The sequence below is a fragment of the Bacillus sp. 01N42_2 genome, assembly GCF_056399565.1.
On record NZ_JBFTRO010000007.1, the window covers coordinates 1 to 20,080 of the forward strand.

Below are 20,080 nucleotides of genomic sequence, written 5' to 3' on the forward strand. Positions count from 1 at the left end.
GCAGGTTACCCACGTGTTACTCACCCGTCCGCCGCTAACATCAGGGAGCAAGCTCCCATCTGTCCGCTCGACTTGCATGTATTAGGCACGCCGCCAGCGTTCGTCCTGAGCCAGGATCAAACTCTCCGATAAATGGATCACAGACTAAGTTCACTGCATCCTGCAGTAACGTCTGTGTGATCTGCATCGTGCAGACCTTAGTTTGACTGACTACGCACATCGCTGTGCGATTTATTTAAAACTTTGAATTAACAGGTACGTTTTGTCTTGTTTAGTTTTCAAAGATCATTACCGCTTGTYGAAGCAGCTTTATTATCTTACCACTCAGCTTCTTTTATGTCAATAACTTTTTTTAAGTCGTTTTGAAGCTTTTTGTTGTTGTCTGCTGTTCATCAGCGACGTTTAATAATATAACACCCTTTTGAAAGTATGACAATAGTTTTTTAAAAAAAGTCTCCGTTTATTTTCTTTCTTACTTATTTCAGTTTCTCTTCTATAGAAAGAATGCAGTCTTGTGGTTTGGTATATTTTCTTGTATAGTAAGATTGAACTAAATACTTGATGACCACAAGGGGAGCATTAAAGCTGAGAGTGAACGTTTTGTTCTGACCCTTTGAACCTGTTAGTTAACGCTGGCGTAGGGATGTGGCAAAGCCAAATGAATTGCAGTTTTGTAAGCAGCGCGCGGACCTTTTCCCATCCTTCCCCGCGCTGCTTTTTTGTTTATCCTTGATACGGTTGTCTGAGCAGGGGGAAAACTATGAATCATTCAACACAGCTTGTGCGCTTAATAGAAATAGCGATTATGACCGGAGCGGCCGTCATTCTGGACATTGTGTCAGGTATGTTTCTCCGGATGCCCCAAGGCGGATCAGTCTCTATTATGATGATTCCGATTTTTTTGATTTCATTCCGCTGGGGAGTGAAGGCCGGGCTTACGACAGGCTTTTTAACAGGGATTGTCCAGATCGCCATCGGCAATTTGTTTTTACAGCATCCGGTGCAGCTATTTCTTGATTATATCGCGGCGTTTGCAGTTCTCGGTTTCAGCGGCTTGTTTGCTTCCGGTGTCCGTGAAACGGCATTGGCTAAAAAAAGAGGCGCATTAACGGTGCATGTGGTAAGCGGCGTTTTTATCGGCAGTGTACTGCGGTATGCGGCACATGTGATTTCCGGTGCGGTCTTTTTCGGAAGCTATGCTCCGAAGGGCACTCCGGTCTGGATTTATTCGCTCGTCTACAACGCGACTTATATGATTCCTTCTTTTATCCTTTCAGCCATTGTCCTTATCTTATTATTCATGACAGCGCCGCGGCTTCTTGAATCCAAGCGGGCAAATTGAAACAGCAGGCGGGTTATGCCTGCTGTTTTTTTATCCAGAGCTGCGTTCTTCTTTCGAATCGCTCAGTTCTTTTGTAAGTTCATTTATGCTTTGTTTTATGTTTCCTTTGCCTGAAAAATTCTCAATGATCTCTTTCACATTGATTCCGGAAGATGCTTTTAAACTTTCCTGAAGACCGGCCATTAAATTGGTTGCATAGCCCGTGACTTTATTGGCTCCGCCGTTTTCACCGCTTCCTCCCGTATCAACAACCGTTATTTTATCAATGTTGGAAAGAGGCGCCGAGACTTGCTTCGCATACTCAGGCAGCATTTTCACAATCATATCGAGGATTGCGGCCTGCCCGTATTTTTCGAAGGCTTCAGCAATTTTCTCTTTAGCTTCCGCTTCCGCAAGACCTTTCAGGCGGATGACTTCCGCTTCGGTTTCTCCTCTCGCCTTTTCAGCCTCTGCTTTAGCAAGACCGTCAATTCTCACGCGTTCAGCTTCCGCTTTGGCCATCGCTTCAATACTATACTGTTCGGCATCTGCTTCTGCGAGCTGCTTCGCCTTTGCAGCTGCGGCCGCTTGTTCTACCGAATAACGATCGGCATCGGCCTTTTTCTTCACTTCAGAGTCATACTGGCGCTCACGGCGGAGAATTTCTTTTTCTTCCAATTCAATCTGCTTTTGCCGCTCAATAATTTTAATCTGCATTTCCTGCTCTGTCACCTGCTGGCGGGCCTTTGCTGTTTCGAGGTCATATGCCTGGTCGGCATTGGCTTTTGCTGTGTCCTGCTCTCTTCTGTATTCCGCCATTTTCAGCTGATTGATTTTTTCCGCTTCAGCTATTTCCGTCGCCCGCTCCAGCTCTGATTTTTTTGCGTCTTTATCAGCCGCCGCGCGTTTAATTCTCGTCTCTTTATCCGCTTCTGCCGTGGCAATGTCCGCATCCCGCTTGACTTGGGCGATTCTCGGCTTACCTAATGATTCTAGATAGCCATTTTTATCGCGGACATCTTTAATCGTAAAGGAAACGATCATCAGTCCCATTTTGGCAAGATCCTGAGACGCGACCCGCTGGACTTCCTGAGAAAACTTTTCCCTGTTTTTATAAATTTCTTCAACGGTCATGGAGCCGAGAATGGAACGCAGATGGCCCTCCAGCACCTCACGCGCCTCCTGCTCGCGGTCTTGCTTAGACTTCCCTAAAAATTGTTCAGCGGCTGTTGCGATTTCCCCGATGGAGCCGCCGATTTTTATAATGGCGGTTCCGTCGGCCATTACCGGCACCCCTTGTTCTGTATAAACTTCAGGTGTAGAGACATCAAGTTTGCTTGAAAGTAAACTGAGAGGTTCCGCCTGCTGGAACACCGGAAGCACGAACGTTCCCCCGCCCCGGACGATTTTCAGACGATTTCCGCCTTCATCAATGTGGACGTTCTTATTTCCCAAATAACTTCCGGTTACGATAAGGGCTTCGTCCGGCCCCGCCGTCCGGTACTTCGTAATAAATACAACAATTAGTGCGATGAGTAAAAAGAATACGATTCCGATGACGATGATAATCGGCATAGTCATAACTGCTCCCCCTTAGATATCAGATTGGTTCATGCGGCGTCACAAAAAGCACTCCGTCTTTCACGTCAATCACTAATACGGCCGTTCCGTACTTAATCTGTTCTTGATCAAAGCTGACCGCAGATTTAGAAATGGCGCCTCCGATGCCCTCTATGATCACTTCCCCATAGCCGTCTTTCGGAACGGAAGTAATAACCCTGCCGATTCTGCCCTTTAAATCCGACTCCCGATATACGAGCGATTCTTCCGCAGATGAAAGCGGTACAAGGATGAAGAAGTAAAGCAGGCTGACCAAAAAAACTGAAAGCACAAATGAAAGTAATGCAATGACAGGTTGTGAAAGCGGAGTTGCGATTTCGCCAATGTAACCTGAGGCTGAAAAGATAGTCAAAAACGACAAAATCAACGTTGGATTTACGAATGAAACAGGAATAGCTTCCGAGAGGCCGTGAAACACATCTTGAAAAAACAGAATCAAGAGCGTGAGGCTCCCCGCAATAATCAGTGTGTAAAGATAGATCGTTTCAAGCGGCAGATGAAATATGTCCACATACTTTCCTCCTTTCGGCCGGGTCTCGGAGTGTTACTTTATATACGGGTGTAAAGGGAAATGGTTTCAATTTTCTGATAAGAAAGGCTGATTACATGATTATCCAATCCGGATATGGTATGTTTACTCCAAAGGAGGAGATAGAATGAGCATTTTTAATGAAGCCAGACAGCAGACTTGGGAAGAACTGAAAGGACTCTCTGATGAGGAATTCAACCAAAAGCCTGCGGCTGATGAATGGAGCGTGCGCGAAGTCCTTGACCATTTAAAGAAAATTGACGAATCAGCGCAGAATCTTTTAACAAAGCAGGCAAAAGACGCACCGTTTAAAAAAATCGAAGAAAAACCGATGGAGTTTATAGAGGATAGAACAAATAAACGGCCGGCGCCGTCACAGCTTGAACCTGAGCAAAACCGAATATCAGTCATTGAAGCGAAACAAGAGCTAGATACGGCAAGACAGCAGCTGACCGCCGTTATTTCATCATTAAACGAGGAAGACTTTGAACGGGTGCTTCCGCATCCCGTTTTTCAAGAACTGACGATCCGCCAGTGGATTGATTTTATCGGCCATCATGAAAAGCGTCACATCAATCAAATAAAAGAAATCAAACAAAAAATCGAAAAGGTCTGAGTCAGACCTTTTCGATTTTTTTCTTGACGCGTTTCGGTTCATAAGAATGAATGTCGACCGAATCACCCGTGCATATGTCTCCCGGCCGTTCAACAATACACACAATTCCCCTTCTGCCCATCGCGTGCCTCACAAACGCCGCAGCGAGTTTTGGCTGATCCGGGTAAAAGGATTGAATGATTTCTCCCGGCTGAATACACGGATCATTTTCTCCCTCGCACAACAAAGACGCACCGCTTGGAAATATTATTCTGCTTCCTTCTTTAAGCGACGTCAGTGCAGAAAAACCGCTGATTGCAATATTAGCGCCGAGCCATTCGGGAAAGATATGAGAAACCCCTATCGCCGCCGCAATCTCATCACATTCCTCCATGGACACGATTGAAATTTGTCTCCGGTTAAAAATTTCCGTCCCTCTTTGATACATCGGCTCCCGCGCACCGGCTTTTTTTGTCAGTCCGAAATGAAGGTCACCGGGAAACCCGCCGTATTCCGCACGAAGCCTGTCCATCTTTTTGGTAACAAATTGTTCCGTATCCGCTATATATACGCCTTCCGCCTTTGCTGTTATGCACTTCCACATCACCCGTCACCGCCTTTTTCTTGACATTATCCTTAAAAAACCCCGCTCTGTAAAGGAGCGGGGTTCAATTATTATACCGTTTTTGGCGTTAAGTCAAAGCAGCGTTTGTAAATCCAGTTGTATGCTTTCTCATTCAAGTCTCTTGGATTTCCGAAGGTTTGCGGATCTTTCATGGCTTCTTTTGATAAGCGCTCAATCATGTCCGGAGACACACCTTGTTCTTCTAAACTCGGCACCTCTAAATCTTTTACAAGGTCATACATCCAATTGACGGACGCTTTGGCCGCTTCTTCGGTTGTCATTTTGCTTGTATCGATTCCGAATGCTTTGGCGATGCGGGCAAATTTTTCCGGATATCCCTTCCAGTTGTATTCCATTACCGGCCCCATCATAGCTGCGACGCATTGTCCGTGAGCGACAGGGATGATGCCGCCGAGTGTCTGGCTCATTGCATGCGCAGCGCCAGCGGATTCACTGCCGTATGAAAGTCCGGCAAGCATCGCCGCCTGTGCCATGCCGTATCTCGCTTCCAAATCCTCTCCGTCCGCGAACGCACGCTTAATATAATGCGCCGCATATTCAATAGCCATTAAAGCCACAGCATCAGTGATCGGCTGCGCGAATTTCATCGTATAGCACTCAATGGCGTGCGCGAGGGCATCGATACCTGTCATGGCCGTCACATGCGGAGGCATGGACGTATGAAGCTCAGGGTCAATGACTGTTAAATGCGCGGCGATAAGCGGTCCGCCCGTATTGAATTTAAATTCTCTTTCCTCGTCCGTAATGACCGCCCATTGCGTAACCTCTGAACCTGTTCCGGCAGTTGTCGGGATCGTTGTCAGCGGAGGAATACGGTTTTCCAGCGGCTTTTTGCCTTCCGCGGCTTCATAATCAAGCACGCTTCCTTCGTGTGTCGCTTCTACTCCGATCGCTTTCGCCGTATCCATGGAGCTTCCGCCGCCGACAGCCACAAGGCCGTTGCAGTTTTCTTTTTTATACAGTTCAGATCCTTCGTTCACAAGACGTACAGGCGGGTTCGGCTCCACTTTGTTAAACAGGACGACTTCGATGCCCGCTTCCTGCAAGGATTCAATAACCGGGTTTGCCACTCCCGCGTTATAAATTCCCGGGTCTGTTACGAGCAGCGCTTTTGTGACGCCAAGCGCTCTGACTTCTTTTCCCGCATGCTGAATCGCGCCGATTCCGTGCTTAATAACTGTCGGGATTTCGAATGTATGGAATTTATGCATGCTTTCTACTTTCATATTTAATGTCATATTATATCTCCTCCTCGTTATGCTTGAAACCAGTTCACAGGTGCAGGTTTCGTGTTGCGGTAAATATGTTTGATTTCCGTGTACTCTTCCAGACCGATTTTGCCGAGTTCACGGCCGAAGCCTGATTGTTTGTACCCGCCCCACGGCGCTTGCGCGAAATACGGATGAAAATCGTTGATCCAAACCGTACCCATCCGCAGTTTTGCGGCTACACGTTCGCATTTTTCAATATCCTTTGACCATACCGCTCCGGCCAGCCCGTAAATGGTATCGTTGGCGAGTCTGATGACTTCTTCTTCAGAAGAGAATGACTCGACTGTTAAAACGGGGCCGAAGATTTCCTCTTGGACAATTCTCATGTCAGACTTGCAGTTTGAGAAAATAGTAGGTTCATAGAAGAAACCGTTTTGAAGGGCGGGATCATCAGGACGTTTGCCGCCTGTTTCCAGCTTTGCCCCTTCTTCGATGCCGATTTCTACGTATTTTTCAACTTTGGCCCGATGCTCGGCGGAAATCAGCGGACCGCTTTCCGTATCTTCATGAAAACCGTTTCCTAATTTGATGCGTTTCGTGCGCTTGATCAGCTCGGCTAAAAATTCATCATGAATGGCTTCGTCCACTAAAAGGCGCGAGCCTGCAGAACAAACTTGGCCGGCATGAAAAAACACGGCGTTGAGCGCTTGATCTGCAGCTGTTTCGAGATCCGCATCTTTAAACACGATATTCGGATTTTTGCCGCCAAGCTCAAGGGCAATCTTTTTCACATTGCCGCTTGCCGCCTGCATGATTTTTTTGCCTGTTTCAATTCCGCCCGTAAAGGACACCAAATCGACGTCAAGGTTTCTCGCCAGCTCATCCCCGACAGAAGCGCCCGGTCCAAGCACAAGATTGGCGGCTCCTTTCGGAATACCGGCTTCTTCTATTAATTGAAAGACTTTAATCGTTGTCAGCGGAGTGATCTCGCTCGGCTTTAAAACGATCGTGTTTCCGGCCGCAAGAGCGGGAGCAATTTTCCAGCTCGCCTGAAGGAGCGGATAGTTCCACGGCGTAATTTGTCCGCATACGCCGATTGGCTCTCTGACGATTTTACTTACGGAATCAGGAATAGGAGATGAGATGACCTCGCCTCCGTCTTTATCCGCCAAACCGGCATAATACTGAAAAACATTTGCGATATCATCCATGTCGGCTTTGCTTTCTTCAATGGTTTTCCCTGTGTCCAGCGATTCCAGCTCAGCTAATTCGTTCAGATCGCGTCTGATTAATTCCGCAATTTTCAGAACAAATTGACCGCGCTCCAGTCCGGAAAGCACCGGCCACTCCCCTTCATCAAATGCTTTTCTGGCTGCGGCGATGGCTTTCACCGCATCGTCCCGGTCTCCTTCGCATACTGTTGCAATTTCTTCCTGATTAAATGGATTGATGATACGGCGGGTCTGCTTTTTTTCTGCACTGATCCATTCGCCGCCGATATAAAGCGTTTTGCTCATGAGAGTCCTCCTTACCGAAAAGTAAGTTTGTTAAATAAAAATTTAATGTTTTTAACAATGTTAATTTAACACATGTTTTTTAACCTGTCAAAACCTTGTTTGTCCGCTTAGGTTTTGACATTTTGCCATGATTCGTTAAGATTAAGAACATAAAGAAATGACTTAATCAATTTAATCTTCAAGAGGAAAAGAGGGACAGTATGGATGAGAATCCAGAATTTGCAGCTATAGAACAAGCAAGGGATCTTGTCATTGATTCCATTGCTGAGACGATGGATCTGTACGGAATTACCCGGAGTGTCGGGATTTTATACGGAACAATGTATATGAGGGATGAAATGACGCTTGATGAAATGCGTGAGGAACTGCAGATGAGCAAACCGAGTATGAGCACAGGCGTCAAAAAGCTGCAGGATTTAAATGTGGTCAAAAAAACCTTTCACCGCGGCACGCGGAAGCATACATTTGTAGCGGAAAAGGATTTCTTTACGTTTTTCACGAATTTCTTCCCGCCGAAATGGGATCGGGAAGTTCAGGTGAATTTGTCCGCCATCGTACAGGCCCAGGCGGATTTGCAGGCCGTTTTGCTGGCAGAGGAAGGCAGCGCGGAATTACAGGAAGAAGCGCGGCAGTTATATGATCAGCTTGAAAGCTCGAAGGCCTATTATCATTGGCTGAAGCGGCTCGCCGATTCAGTCCGGAGCGGAGAGATTTTTAACTTTATTCCGATAGAAACAGACGAAAAAACGCCTGAATCGTAATCAGGCGTTTTTTCTTCGTCATTTTTCGACGCGATTTGATTATTTTCGAGGAAATATAGGAACATAACCCCATTTACTTCCATTAAAATTGATGGTAAATTTTTATAGGTACGGTCGTTCTTTTTTAAGAACGATCGGCAAATTTTTTTAAGGGGGATTTTGATATGAAACAAAAGTTTTTCTCAACTGTCATGGCAAGTTTATTCGGCTTGGCTTTACTGCTTTCTCTGCCGACAGCGTCATTCGCCGCTGAATCAGGTTCAACCGTTCACGAGCCGGAAATGTCCACAAAGGCGACTGCTACTTTATTTGCAAAATACACAGGTGCCAGCCAGCAGGAATGGTCATTTTCTGATATCGAATTGACGTACCGCCCGAACACGATCCTAAGCTTAGGCGTTATGGAATTTACCCTTCCTAGCGGATTTGCGGCTACAACAAAAGATACAATCAACGGACACGCTTTGCGTGAAAGACAGATTCTAAATAACGGCAAAACAGTCAGACTTCCGTTAAACATTGATTTGCTCGGCGCAGCGGAATTTAAGCTTTCTCTTAATAATAAAACATTGCCTGCTGCAGGTACATATAAGTTCCGTGCAGAAAATAAATCATTAAGCATCGGCTCTAAATTCTATGCTGAGGACACAATTGTTGTTCAAAAACGCAGCACACCGCCGACACAGCCTTGCAACTGCAAATAATTGCGAAAAACGGACCGGCACAAGCTCCGCTTGTCAGCCGGTCTTTTTTTGTGCCGTTTTATCTTCCGGCTCTCACATTGACAAACCTTTGAAACAGGAGTACATTCTTGTTTGTTGTATTTGGAGTGACGAAAACAGTTTCTTAAGGAGTTATGAGGTTTGGGAAAAATCAAAAATAAACAATTTGCCGTCATCGGACTCGGCCGTTTCGGCGGAAGCATCTGCAAAGAGCTTTTTAAAATGGGGCATGAGGTGCTGGCCGTCGATATCAGCGAAGAGCGGGTCAACGCATACTCCTCTTATGCCACTCATGCCGTGCGGGCAAATGCGACGGAAGAAAGCGAACTTCAATCGCTCGGCATCAGAAATTTTGAATATGTCATCGTGGCAATCGGCGCCAACATTCAGGCAAGCACGCTGACGACGCTGTTATTGAAAGAACTGAACATCCCTAACATTTGGGTGAAGGCGCAAAATTATTATCATCACAAAGTGCTTGAGAAAATCGGCGCTGATCGTATTATTCATCCGGAAAAGGATATGGGCGTGAGGATTGCGCAAAGCCTTTCGGATGAAAACGTCTTAAATTATATTGATCTGTCAGATGAATACAGCATCGTAGAACTGTCAGCCACGAAAAAACTCCATTTAAAAACCATTCTTGACCTCGGCGTCCGTGCCAGATTCGGCTGCACCATTCTCGCCGTGAAACATAATGGAGACATTCAGCTGTCCCCTTCTCCGGAGTCTGTCATCCATGAATGTGACTGCCTTGTGCTGATGGGGCATAAACGTGATATTAAAAGGTTTGAAACAGAGGGAATGTAAAAAAAGCCGGCTGCGGCCGGCTTTTGTGATGCTTATGTTTCTTCATTTAACTGGACGGCGGTTTGGTCAACCCAGCCGATCAGCTTGTCTTTCACCTGAAATTGATACCAGACAGATCCGCCGTTTTGCTTCTCAGAGACAACTTTAATATGCTGGCCGGTAAACTTTTGCGCCGATGCCAGTTTAATAGAATGCTGCTCTTTCGACGGCTTGGACCAAATGTCTTCCATGGCGTAGTCTTTGATGGCGCCTTTCTTATCAACTGCTTTAAGAGAGGCATTGATTTTGTCAAATTCATTCAGGTTATAGGTTTCTATGACATCTTTAATTTTTTCCGCATAGTCGGGATCTGTGGCATAGCCGGATTTTTGAAGGGCTGCCGCAGCTGATTTATAATCGTCCGCTTCTATGACGGGTTTATACTTCTTTTTATTCCAAGACGTTCCTTTGACAAATAATTTGGCGTGGTCATCCATGGATTCAAAAAACGTGTTGTACTTACGAAATTTTGCCCGAATCGTTTTTCGTTTCCCTTTTTCAAATTCATCTGTTTTCATCGTGACGTGTTTTCCTTTATAATCACCTTTTACACCGAACAGGTTGCGCGCTTTTCCCGCAAGCTCACTGTTCCCCCAATCCGATTCGAGAATGGCCTGTGCAAGGGTGATGCTCGGAAGGACATGATATTTCTCATATAAAATCTGAGCATGCCCGGAAAGGCTGTCAATAAAGACCTGCTGCCCGTCCACCTCTTCAGGCGGTTTTTCTTCCGTCGCTATGAATTTCGAAAACACCATTGATACCAGAAATAATCCGAATATAAGAGATACAGCAAAAAGGCATCCAAGCACCCTTTTGGTCTTTGCTTTCTTTTTCATATCAACCTTCCTTTAATTCCGGAATCACTAGATTTATAATTTTACTGGTCATTGATGAAAATTTCAATAAAATAGGGAAAAAGACGGAGAAAGAACATGTGTGCAAACAAAAAGACCCCTCAAAGAGGGGTCTTTTTTTGTTATGCCATGCTCAGCTGAGGACCGAACAATTCAAATTGTACGGAATCAGAGTTAAACCCGAGTGCAAGAATCATATCTTTCATTTGCGTCATAAACGGTGCTGAACCGCACAAGTAAAATTCAATATCTTGATTCAGATGAAGCTGCTCTAAAAAGCTTTGATCAATCCGGCCGCTGTAAAAAGGCTTGTCTCCTAAGCGGTCTTGTTCTGACGGTTCACTGTATACATAAATGACGTTAATATTCGGATTGCCTGCCGCAGCTTGCTCAACTTCTTTGCGGAACGCGGCGTACTCTCCGTTTTTCGCGGCATGAATAAAAGTAATGGAACGCTCCGGCTGTTTTTCGGCGGCTGTTTTCAGCATGCTTATCATCGGCGTGATTCCGGAACCGGCACTGAGAAGGACAGCCGGTTTTTCGGCGGAAGACAGTTTGAAATCCCCGGCGGGTGCGCTGACTTCAAGTTTATCTCCTTCTTGAACTTCATTGTGGAGATGAGAAGAAACCGCCCCGTCCTTTTTCACAGAAATCCGATATTCGCCTTTTCGGGCAGCATCAGACAGGCTGTATTGGCGAATGTGCGTATAAGGAGAATCTGCAATCCGCACTTTAATGCTGATATATTGCCCCGCTTCAAATTCAGGAAGCGCAGAGCCGTCGCTCGGTTTGATATAAAATGATGTGATGTCTTTGCTTTCTTCGGTTTTCTTTATCACCGTAAATTCTTTATATCCCTGCCATCCGGCCGTATTGTACATATCTTTTTCAATGCCGATGAAAGCCTCTGCAATGACGCCGTAAGCTTTTTCCCAAGCCTCCATAATGTCAGGGGTTGCGGCATCCTGCAGCACATCCTTGATCGCCAGAAGCAAATATTTTCCGACAATCGGATAATGCTCCGGCTTTACCCCGATGCTAGTATGTTTATGGCCGATCTGTCTGACCGCCGGAATGATTTGTTCTAATTGATCAATATTCGCCGCAGCCGCAATGACTGCATTTGCCAATGCTGCGCGCTGCGTCTGTTTCTTTTGGTTCGTTTGGTTAAACATATTTAACAGTTCGGGATGATCTTGAAACATCAGGTTATAAAAGCGTCCTGTGATGTTTTCTCCATGTGTTTTCAATACGGGTACTGTGCTTTTGATGATGTCTATTGTTCTCTCATCCAGCATGTTAATCCTCAACCCTTCTAAAGATGTATTTTCAATATATCTTTATAGTAAGAGATATTTCGAATAAAAGATATATCTTAAATGAATCTTTAGAAAAGTCGTCACAATATTGTGGTCAGTTTGGAATCATTGGTTTTTATTCCCTTTTTCACCTATTGGAACCGGGACACATATTCTAGAAATTATACGTTTACACATGAAAGCAGGGGATTGGATGGTTTCTTATATGGATTACACGTCTCCGAATACACAGTTCACATATGATGTGAATGAGAGCCGTTTTTTCACTAAAGATCATCGGAACTTTATCAATGTATTGGGGATTAAACAGTTAAACACGCTTGAAAATATTTCATTATTGGATATCTTTTTGAGCAAGACAAATGTGATTGAACCGCATACCCATCAAAATGCCGCTGAATTGGTGTACTGTATTTCGGGTTCCGCAACCGTGTCGATGCTGAATCCGTTCACCCAGAAAATACGAAATTACCCGATCACCCCCGGGCAAGTGGCGAATATTCCGCAGGGGTGGTGGCATTATGAGATCGCGACTTCAGATAATACCCATCTTTTGGCCATATTTGACGCCCATACGCCTGAAGTGATTTACGGCTCGGATATTCTCCGCCTCACACCGCCCGAGATCATGGCGCATACGTACTGTCTGAATGAACAGGAATGGGAAAAAGCTGTTTCACCGATCCGCAAATCAACTGTGATAGGTCCCGATAAATACTGCGGGCAGTCTGAAAATACGGGTATTCACGATATGAATAAACCTTATCAGCCAAATACGCATTATCCGAATGATCCGTATCGGCATTATGATCCGCCGTTATATTGGGGGTATTAAACGGAGAGCAGGAGCGGCATTAAAAAAAGCCCCTCATGAAAGAGGGGCTCTTAATCATTACGGTCCGGTTCCGCAGCTTACTTTGTACTCACCTTCGGGCAATTTTTTCGAATAACATAAGTGCGGCGTCTGTCCGGTTTCATCTTTCCAATCGAACCAATTTACATCATAAAGGTTCCCGGCCTCATTGTTGTTTTCTTCTTTTCGAAGAATCGCAAAGTAGCTTTGATACGGATAGCCTTTTTTATAAATGTCATGCCTGATGGCTCCTTTTTCTGAAGCAGACGTGAAGACGACAGGAGAAAGAACGGGGAGCGCTGTTAAAAGAAGTGCCACTGCCGCTGAAAGAGTTAGTATAAGGTAGATTTTCTTTTTCATTTTTCCTCTCATTCCTTTTATTTAGTTGTTAGAAATAGTAAGCAGAACACAGAGGTTGCTGCAGAGGATTAAAAACTTATAAAGGTATGGAGCCAAGGGGCTCGCACCCCTGATCTCTACGCTGCCAGTGTGGAAATGATAGGGTTTGCTGACGAATCTTTCTGATAAAAAATCTTCTGTTTGGCGAAAAATGAACAAGTTGGTCCCCAAATAGAATGATAAATTAAAGGTTAATTCCCCACTAGACCTGCCATCAAAACGCCCATCACAATCAATAATAATAGTAAAAGTAAACAAAGTGCCAGGATAACAAAAGAAATATTCTTTGCGATTCCTTTAGGCGATTTGATTGCCAGAATACTCCCCGCGACAATTCCTAGCATTCCAAGCGCCCAATGAATATGAGGCAGAAAGCACAATGTGAATAAAAGGATGATAAGCGAGACGATCCCAAAATACTTTCTCATTTCTCTCCTTTCTATTTTCCCTCCATTAAATTGATAAATTGAAAAGAAAATTGAACTTATAAATATTGAGTGCCATATTTTTTAAATATTAGCATAGATTTATCGTTCGAGCTGATGGCGACCGATACATACGCAAAGTTATCTGCGCAGTTCATTACGGGACCACCTACGGAAGGATTTCGTGTGAGGGACTTAAAGGGGGATACATGGCTTATTGTATTTGATTCTCTATTATCCGTTGAGACTTATGAAGTTGGGAGATGATCAAATGACTGATTTTGAACGAAAAGTGTATCGGATTATTTTTAATATGACCCGCTTTGGGAAAATTCCCTCCATGGAACATTGAAAAGAAAAACCAGGTGGATGTTTTGAAACTAAAGAAGAAACTAAAAAAGCCTTTTCCGAAGAAAAGGCGTTATACGTTCAAGTTTGAAGGCGATCAGAAGCTACTTTGATTGTATCTTGTGCTTGTTTTTCTACCGAGTTCATACCCAATCCACATACTAAAGTCAATGTCAGACCCAGGACGATGAAGATGCTCTTTTTAAAATTCATACAGGCACTCTCCTTCTTAGGTTTGATTACGATCAGATGAAACTTGATATGATCCATCAAATGAAACAGCCGAGGCCGTTAGACCGACCCCTGACATTAAAACGACAGCCGATACAATGATAAATACGCCTTTTCTAAAATTCATACAGGCATTCCCCCCTCTGAATTTGTTTTTGCGTTTGAATCATTTTTTGATGATAAACATAAGATTTGTCATATTGTTTTGACTCTGCATAAACAGCAGCCGTATCAAGAGCAATATCTTCCACATACGAATAGTTTTTATTTTTCTCAAGGTAATCAATTGTTTTTTTGATTCGCATTTGGTCTATTGCATTAATATATAAAGCATCCAAATATTTTTGCAGAGATTCAAACAGCTTATCCCCGTGATGTATCGCTGATGAAAGTCCCTTTTTGCTGATTTGAATCGCCTCATTTGTTTTCCCTTGTTTAAATAGAAGCTTTGCGTATGTAAACAAGGAATGCGGGAGGTTACCCAATTTATACTTTTCAGATATCTCCGCTGCTTTTTTTAAGTAGATTTCAGCTTTACTGTATTCTTCTAGGTCTCCGTAATTCTTTCCTATGTTGTAATAAGCAGAACTGAGCAGCCTTTCATTATTATTTAGTTGTTTCGACAACTCTAAAGCTTTTTCTAAATGCGGCAAACTTTTTTCAAAGCGTTTAAAGTCAACATAATTCCCCGATATGACGAATAGACATTGAATTTTCCGGACTTTATACAACTCATACTGATCGTAAATATCGAGCGCTTGCTTTACGTGATGCATGGAGACGTGGCTTTGTTTCATACCGTAATATGCTTCAGCCAATTTAAAATGAAACTCCGCTCTCTCAATTTCATCATGCACATGAACAAGTTGTTTTTCAGCCTCTCTATAAAAGCCGATCGCCTTTACATACTGCTTTTGATCAAATTCATACATGCCGCGGAAAAATAAAGAGTAATAGCACAGCAGTCCGGAAATTCCTTTATTTGATGCTTCGATTTTTTCCAGCAGCTCGTCAATTGTCGGTCTCACGCGGGTAGTCACCGGTTCTAAATAATCCAGCATGAGCTGATGGCGGAATTTCATGAGGGTGTAGTAAATCAGTAGATACTCGTCTTCTTCCATCTCATTTATTTCTTGCTCCACTTCCGCTTTCAAAATTTCCGCATCCGGAACACTGAACTGACGTATCATTTTGTACCATTCATTAATTTTAACGCCTACCTCCGATGATGGTAAAACAGAACTCACAAGGCCACTCCTCCTTTTATATAATATTCTAACATTTCCAAATTATGTTTGGATAAAAAACCGCAATTTGTTTACGGTCTGCCAGATTACTTATTTTCACATAACTGTTGGAATCGTCCATTCCATTTGCGATAATAAAACTAATGCATGGGGAATATAATTGGGAGGATTAAGGATGTGTCATTTTAAAATGCGCCTTACTTTATCACTCAAATGTTTTAAGCTTATGAAAATGTGTACTTTGGAATTGGTTTATAAGTAGACTCTCTACAAGTCTACTTTATTTTTTTCTCATAAATAAACGAGGTGAAAATCAATGGATGGTATAGAATTTTTAGAAAATATGACACGACTCGGAGTAATCATTTTGGTGTTCTCCGGATATGCTGTTTATTGGAAATTAGGTAAAACAAAAAGAGAGCGAGGGCTTACAAAATTTGAAGCTTGTCTTAGGTTCTCTGTGATGTTCGGTATATTAGCTTGGGGGTTTTCGACTCTTGCTTTGAATTTGTGGTCATAATTTTTTGTCAATATTCGACTTATCCTGTCTAAACAGATTAAAACCAGATAAATGTACCCTAATTTGTTACTTGCACAACTTTCCAAAAGCGGGAGTTATAATATGGCGTTTATACTTTTTAGGCGCGATGATTGGCGGTTTTCGGCATGGTGAAGGACTTGCCCAATGTACTAAAATTATCACTTAGCCAATACCGATGCCGTCCCTTATTATCAAGCAACCGTTGAATTAAATCAGTAAATGAAGTGGCTATTACCTGTGTTTCACCAACAATTCCATGTCGATCAAAAAAGCTGTCGTAACACTTACCTTTACGATCTTCATTTAAATCAATTGTCAGATATTCTCCTTTTCCATCCGTACAAACAATATACCACTCGGATGAAATATCTTCTTCACAAAGTTCCCCAACAATAACGAGATTAGCCAATTTAAACTCAGCTAGTCGTAATATATATATTTGATAATCCGCATTTTCATATAAAACTGCTCCACCACATTGTTCATAAAATTCCCTAATATCTTTTGGCAGTCGATGCTTCTCATCTATTGTCGGGAGACCATCAGCTTCAAACAGCCGGCAGTCCGGTGTAGAAGCAATCTTCTTGATTAACATTTCAATACTCAAGTCCACACCTTTGCATTACTTTTATTTAAGGAGCTTTTTAAAAAATAAGGCCTAGTTGTCCTTGCCAAAGAGCAATTTTCCAAAATCATTGTCTAAAATCTCAACTTCCACATCACTCCCATGTTCATCAGATTCAATTGGTTCATCTACTAAACTTAGAATAAACTCTTCAAAAGAGTTGGCAATTAAGAAAAAGTCTTTATCAGGGTGACTTAATTCATGATCCCAGAACAAAACCTTCTCATTGTCGATGTCCATGCATATTTCATTACCACCTGCTGAGCTTGCTATAGGAATAATATTCCTAGGAAAGCGATCAGAATAGGTGTTGATTGCTTCTTGAAGACTGTTATGATCGTTAGCTAAACCATAGAAGTTCTCTAATAATTGTGTATCATCTTCCTTGCCCATCCAAGGATCTTTCTCTATAGGTTTGTAGCAAACGTCATACTCAACTTCATCTGTTGTTTTTTTACTTTCTAAATAACAGCCTCCATATCTCTTCAAAAAATCTTTATAGTCGGAAGGCAATTGATTACCTATATTTCTTTCAATTTCTTTGAGTTGCTCGTTTGTATTAATGTTGAAATCTATTTCAGCATCTATCGTAAATTCTTTTAACTTTTGTTCAATTTTATTGAAACTCATGCTAATACCCTCCCCTTAAATCAGAAGCTCCTCCAATATGAGGTATTTTGTTATTAATCACACTAGGCACTAGTTGTATTGTGATACTATCCAAATGGTGCGGGGTAAGTCCCTGTTGTGACAGCCATTTTTTCGCCTGTGCCTGGGACTTAAATCCCTTGATCTCTTTAATTTTCTTATATACAAGCCTAAAATCTTTTTTGGTTCCATTTAATTCACCAGGTTTAAACTTAATGTTTGCAACAGTCCATGGAGTAAAATCAGGACGTCCATCTTTAAAAGTAATTGGTTCTCCCTTAGTTGCTGCTTTTACTTCAGGTATGTCGGAATACCATTTCCCGTCACCAGGTGTACCTTCCCACTGACCTTTATTCCTTGGTAATACCGTTCTAGGATTTGCTGATTCAATTAATTTAAGCAGACGATCCTTTAAATTTTCACTATTAACTACATTATAAGGAACTCCTCCAGCCGGAACAACATCGTAACGGGGATTATAAGGCAATAAATCAGCAATTGAGACATCTTTCATCTTTTGGCTTGTTTTACTGACTCTAGAGCTGACTTTTCCAGCTACATCTGTTTTTGTAAGTGAACCGGCTCCCTTTGTGCCTACTACAGAGGTAACTACTGTACCGACCGCATATGTCACCCATCTTGATCGGGAATACGCATCTCCATTTACCATATCTTTTTGATACGATTCCTCAATAGCTGTAGAAATGGCATTATACGTGTTAATCGGATGAGCAACTGCCCCTACGATACCTTCAACAACTTCATCAGGCTTGCTGATCAGCTGCCATAAGCCGGTTACCGTATCTTTCCCAACATCATATAAACCAACGCCGGCTCCTTTTAAAATATCCCAAGTCACTTCTCCGGCTTCTTCCATCTGTTTTGCTTGTTCGAGCTGAATCACATACTGCTGCTGGGAAGGTTCAAGGTTCTCGTAACCGATTTTCTTCGCAATCTCTAAGTATTCATCCGGATCGGTCACACCGTCAGCGAGCTTTTTCTTCAAATCCTTGATTTCCCGCTCTTTCGCTTCTTCCTTTTTAATCGTCAGATAAGCATCGGAGTGTCTTTCAATCTCGCCTTTTTTCTTATGGATGTCGCTTTCACGGAACGCCTTGGCATTGTAGTGAAGCGGCGTGGCRCTTTTTCCTTTGCCTGTGGCGTTTTGGAGCTGCTGAAAGTCGGCTTGGATGAACTGTTCGTTCGCTTCGGTTTCTGCGTATTCTCTGGTTAGATCGTGATCAAGCTTGCCGAGTTTATGTATCGTTTCGCTTCTTTTTTTATCAGCTGAATCCAGCTTTTGATCGACATCCTCTGTCGAGAAAACCTCAAGATGAACAATATCGCTTATCTCATTAAGAATATCCCTCATTTCATTCCACTGCTCTTGCATGATGGCTTTTGATTTATTCTTCGCATGAATCAACTCATGTTCTAAAAATGACTCTTCCACAAACGAATCGACTAATCCTGCATCAGCTACTTTTCCTGAGATACTGTTTAGAAACGCAATTTTCATATCGATCAGATCAAGCCAGCTGTCTGTGACACTAGCGTGATCTTGAAAGAATGCTTTGATGTTATCAGCACCTTTGCCCGAAAACTCACTGTCATCTAGATCAGCCATTCCCTGAAATGCTTTTCTGAGATTGATAAATTGTTCCCTGACCTTATCGTATTCTTTTGCTCGCTTTTCCGCTGCTGAGATTAACGAGGATGCTTCAAAAACCTTCATTTACGTCTCCTTTCCACTTAATCTTATTTCCTATTCTGAAACATATTTATAGTATTCTTGAGTTTTCGGGGTCACTTCCCAATATTTTGTTCCATTTGAAGACACCAACATGTCAAACCAAATCTCAAAGTTAGAGTCTAAATATACCGCATCTTCAATGTCATCAATTGAATCTAGATACATCATATATCCTAATCCCTTATTTGATTTGTTTGTGTCAACAACATACCTGCCATCATAGTGGTATCCAATTAGGATATAGCCCTTAGGGAAGTCTTGAACTTCATTAAATTCAATTATCCCTTCTGTGCTAAGAAGCTCAACACCATTAAACATTTCCATTCCATTGTGATTGAATAGAAACTCTTTATAATCATTAGGTAAAGTTACCCCAAACTTTTTTTCTAAACTGCTAACTTCTAGAGGACTGGCTGGATCTCTGAATTGAAAAGCAGCATCTTCCATGACATGCCCTCCATGTTGGAACATAGGAAAAGTTCCGTATTTCGAAACAGCTTCCATTATCCCATTAAGAGTCATGCGAATTAACTTTCCTTCTTCCATTTAAATTCCCTCCTCTAAGGTTATACTACCAAATTTCACCACACAACTGTATTTGATTGTCCTAAAATGCCAAAATGAATTTTACAATCTTTGGTTTTATAATTATAATTAGGAAGGTTTGTCCGATATATAGAGACAGAACAAACAAAATTGGGGGAATTATAATGAAGAAATGGTTATATTGACTCTTTGCAAATAAGCGGTTAATGATGTCAGCTAAAACTCCGAATAAAGCAAGCCACATTCCAGGTATGTTGTCATGATTAGCTAAAACCACGGCAGTAATAAAACAAATGAATGCACTTAAGCTCCCATAAACAAATGGGGTATGGGTACACTTCCTTTGGGTAGAGAAATATTTTTCACACTAAGCTTTTTTCCATGTACTCCTAACAATTCCAATGATCACTATGTATACAATCGCAATACCAACAGTTACACCCTCAATTTTTATAAAAAAACTATTCAAAATTATTAATAAAAACGCTAGTACTGACGTAAACCAGTGTATAGATTC

At 42.6% G+C, this 20,080-nt stretch carries 20 protein-coding genes, 1 rRNA gene and 1 riboswitch; of the genes, 7 read left to right on the forward strand and 14 right to left on the reverse strand.

The window, feature by feature from the left end; translation table 11 throughout:
• Window positions 1-132 (reverse strand): 16S ribosomal RNA (locus AC1DN5_RS15050); the annotation flags it as partial.
• Between the two features lie 428 nt (window positions 133-560).
• A riboswitch (TPP riboswitch) is annotated at window positions 561-661 on the forward strand.
• 99 nt (window positions 662-760) lie between these two features.
• Between AC1DN5_RS15050 and thiT the strand changes: the two genes are divergently transcribed.
• Window positions 761-1,342, forward strand: coding sequence for an energy-coupled thiamine transporter ThiT (thiT, locus tag AC1DN5_RS15055; protein WP_366969689.1), 582 nt, complete (start codon window positions 761-763; stop codon window positions 1,340-1,342).
• 30 nt (window positions 1,343-1,372) lie between these two features.
• On the opposite strand, the gene AC1DN5_RS15060 is transcribed toward thiT, so the two are convergent.
• Together AC1DN5_RS15060 and AC1DN5_RS15065 are read right to left on the reverse strand one after the other, a co-directional pair.
• On the reverse strand, window positions 1,373-2,902 hold the full coding sequence (locus AC1DN5_RS15060; protein ID WP_441397069.1) for a flotillin family protein: 1,530 nt from the start codon (window positions 2,900-2,902) through the stop codon (window positions 1,373-1,375).
• Window positions 2,903-2,921: 19 nt separating this feature from the next.
• Window positions 2,922-3,452 carry an NfeD family protein gene (locus AC1DN5_RS15065; RefSeq protein WP_366969690.1) on the reverse strand — a complete coding sequence of 177 codons (531 nt, stop codon included), beginning with the start codon at window positions 3,450-3,452 and terminating at the stop codon, window positions 2,922-2,924.
• Between the two features lie 145 nt (window positions 3,453-3,597).
• Between AC1DN5_RS15065 and AC1DN5_RS15070 the strand changes: the two genes are divergently transcribed.
• The gene (locus AC1DN5_RS15070; protein ID WP_016938181.1) at window positions 3,598-4,086 is read left to right on the forward strand and encodes a DinB family protein; all 489 of its coding nucleotides are present in this window, start codon (window positions 3,598-3,600) and stop codon (window positions 4,084-4,086) included.
• A gap of 1 nt (window position 4,087) precedes the next feature.
• Here AC1DN5_RS15070 and AC1DN5_RS15075 read toward each other — a convergent pair whose 3' ends face one another.
• The 3 genes from AC1DN5_RS15075 to betB form a co-directional block, all read right to left on the reverse strand.
• Window positions 4,088-4,669 carry an MOSC domain-containing protein gene (locus AC1DN5_RS15075; protein ID WP_366969691.1) on the reverse strand — a complete coding sequence of 194 codons (582 nt, stop codon included), beginning with the start codon at window positions 4,667-4,669 and terminating at the stop codon, window positions 4,088-4,090.
• A gap of 71 nt (window positions 4,670-4,740) precedes the next feature.
• Complete coding sequence (gene gbsB / locus AC1DN5_RS15080) at window positions 4,741-5,949, reverse strand: choline dehydrogenase (protein WP_016938179.1); 1,209 nt, start codon at window positions 5,947-5,949, stop codon at window positions 4,741-4,743.
• Window positions 5,950-5,966: 17 nt separating this feature from the next.
• Window positions 5,967-7,439, reverse strand: coding sequence for a betaine-aldehyde dehydrogenase (gene betB / locus AC1DN5_RS15085; protein WP_366969693.1), 1,473 nt, complete (start codon window positions 7,437-7,439; stop codon window positions 5,967-5,969).
• Window positions 7,440-7,639: 200 nt separating this feature from the next.
• Between betB and cudC the strand changes: the two genes are divergently transcribed.
• The 3 genes from cudC (at window position 7,640) to ktrA (ending at window position 9,732) form a co-directional block, all read left to right on the forward strand.
• Window positions 7,640-8,200: a choline uptake/conversion transcriptional regulator CudC gene (gene cudC, locus AC1DN5_RS15090; protein WP_016938177.1), complete on the forward strand. Its 561-nt coding sequence runs from the start codon at window positions 7,640-7,642 to the stop codon at window positions 8,198-8,200.
• Window positions 8,201-8,364: 164 nt separating this feature from the next.
• The gene (bslA, locus tag AC1DN5_RS15095) at window positions 8,365-8,904 is read left to right on the forward strand and encodes a biofilm surface layer hydrophobin BslA (RefSeq protein WP_016938176.1); all 540 of its coding nucleotides are present in this window, start codon (window positions 8,365-8,367) and stop codon (window positions 8,902-8,904) included.
• A gap of 159 nt (window positions 8,905-9,063) precedes the next feature.
• Entirely contained in the window at window positions 9,064-9,732 is a 669-nt protein-coding gene (gene ktrA, locus AC1DN5_RS15100; RefSeq protein WP_016938175.1) for a potassium uptake protein KtrA, read from the forward strand.
• Window positions 9,733-9,764: 32 nt separating this feature from the next.
• On the opposite strand, the gene AC1DN5_RS15105 is transcribed toward ktrA, so the two are convergent.
• Both AC1DN5_RS15105 and hmpA read right to left on the reverse strand, forming a co-directional pair.
• A complete protein-coding gene (locus AC1DN5_RS15105; RefSeq protein ID WP_016938174.1) occupies window positions 9,765-10,610 on the reverse strand; it encodes a glucosaminidase domain-containing protein in 846 nt (281 codons plus the stop codon).
• 140 nt (window positions 10,611-10,750) lie between these two features.
• Window positions 10,751-11,926: an NO-inducible flavohemoprotein gene (gene hmpA, locus AC1DN5_RS15110; protein WP_366969694.1), complete on the reverse strand. Its 1,176-nt coding sequence runs from the start codon at window positions 11,924-11,926 to the stop codon at window positions 10,751-10,753.
• 214 nt (window positions 11,927-12,140) lie between these two features.
• On the opposite strand from hmpA, the gene AC1DN5_RS15115 reads away from it, so the two are divergent.
• On the forward strand, window positions 12,141-12,782 hold the full coding sequence (locus tag AC1DN5_RS15115; RefSeq protein WP_045925814.1) for a cupin domain-containing protein: 642 nt from the start codon (window positions 12,141-12,143) through the stop codon (window positions 12,780-12,782).
• Window positions 12,783-12,839: 57 nt separating this feature from the next.
• Here the strand turns inward: AC1DN5_RS15115 and AC1DN5_RS15120 are convergent, their stop codons facing one another.
• Window positions 12,840-13,160, reverse strand: coding sequence for a hypothetical protein (locus tag AC1DN5_RS15120; protein WP_064778717.1), 321 nt, complete (start codon window positions 13,158-13,160; stop codon window positions 12,840-12,842).
• Between the two features lie 1,159 nt (window positions 13,161-14,319).
• Complete coding sequence (locus AC1DN5_RS15125; protein WP_327814403.1) at window positions 14,320-15,450, reverse strand: Rap family tetratricopeptide repeat protein; 1,131 nt, start codon at window positions 15,448-15,450, stop codon at window positions 14,320-14,322.
• Between the two features lie 316 nt (window positions 15,451-15,766).
• On the opposite strand from AC1DN5_RS15125, the gene AC1DN5_RS15130 reads away from it, so the two are divergent.
• Window positions 15,767-15,970, forward strand: coding sequence for a hypothetical protein (locus AC1DN5_RS15130; protein WP_366969697.1), 204 nt, complete (start codon window positions 15,767-15,769; stop codon window positions 15,968-15,970).
• A 118-nt stretch (window positions 15,971-16,088) separates the two neighbouring features.
• On the opposite strand, the gene AC1DN5_RS15135 is transcribed toward AC1DN5_RS15130, so the two are convergent.
• From AC1DN5_RS15135 to AC1DN5_RS15150, 4 genes are read right to left on the reverse strand one after another with little or no spacing between them, the layout of a single operon-like run.
• Complete coding sequence (locus tag AC1DN5_RS15135) at window positions 16,089-16,598, reverse strand: SMI1/KNR4 family protein (RefSeq protein ID WP_366969698.1); 510 nt, start codon at window positions 16,596-16,598, stop codon at window positions 16,089-16,091.
• 51 nt (window positions 16,599-16,649) lie between these two features.
• Complete coding sequence (locus AC1DN5_RS15140; RefSeq protein ID WP_064778713.1) at window positions 16,650-17,246, reverse strand: SMI1/KNR4 family protein; 597 nt, start codon at window positions 17,244-17,246, stop codon at window positions 16,650-16,652.
• A gap of 1 nt (window position 17,247) precedes the next feature.
• Complete coding sequence (locus AC1DN5_RS15145) at window positions 17,248-18,999, reverse strand: T7SS effector LXG polymorphic toxin (protein ID WP_366969699.1); 1,752 nt, start codon at window positions 18,997-18,999, stop codon at window positions 17,248-17,250.
• Window positions 19,000-19,029: 30 nt separating this feature from the next.
• On the reverse strand, window positions 19,030-19,464 hold the full coding sequence (locus AC1DN5_RS15150) for an SMI1/KNR4 family protein (RefSeq protein WP_156524429.1): 435 nt from the start codon (window positions 19,462-19,464) through the stop codon (window positions 19,030-19,032).
• Between the last annotated feature and the right edge of the window lie 616 nt (window positions 19,465-20,080).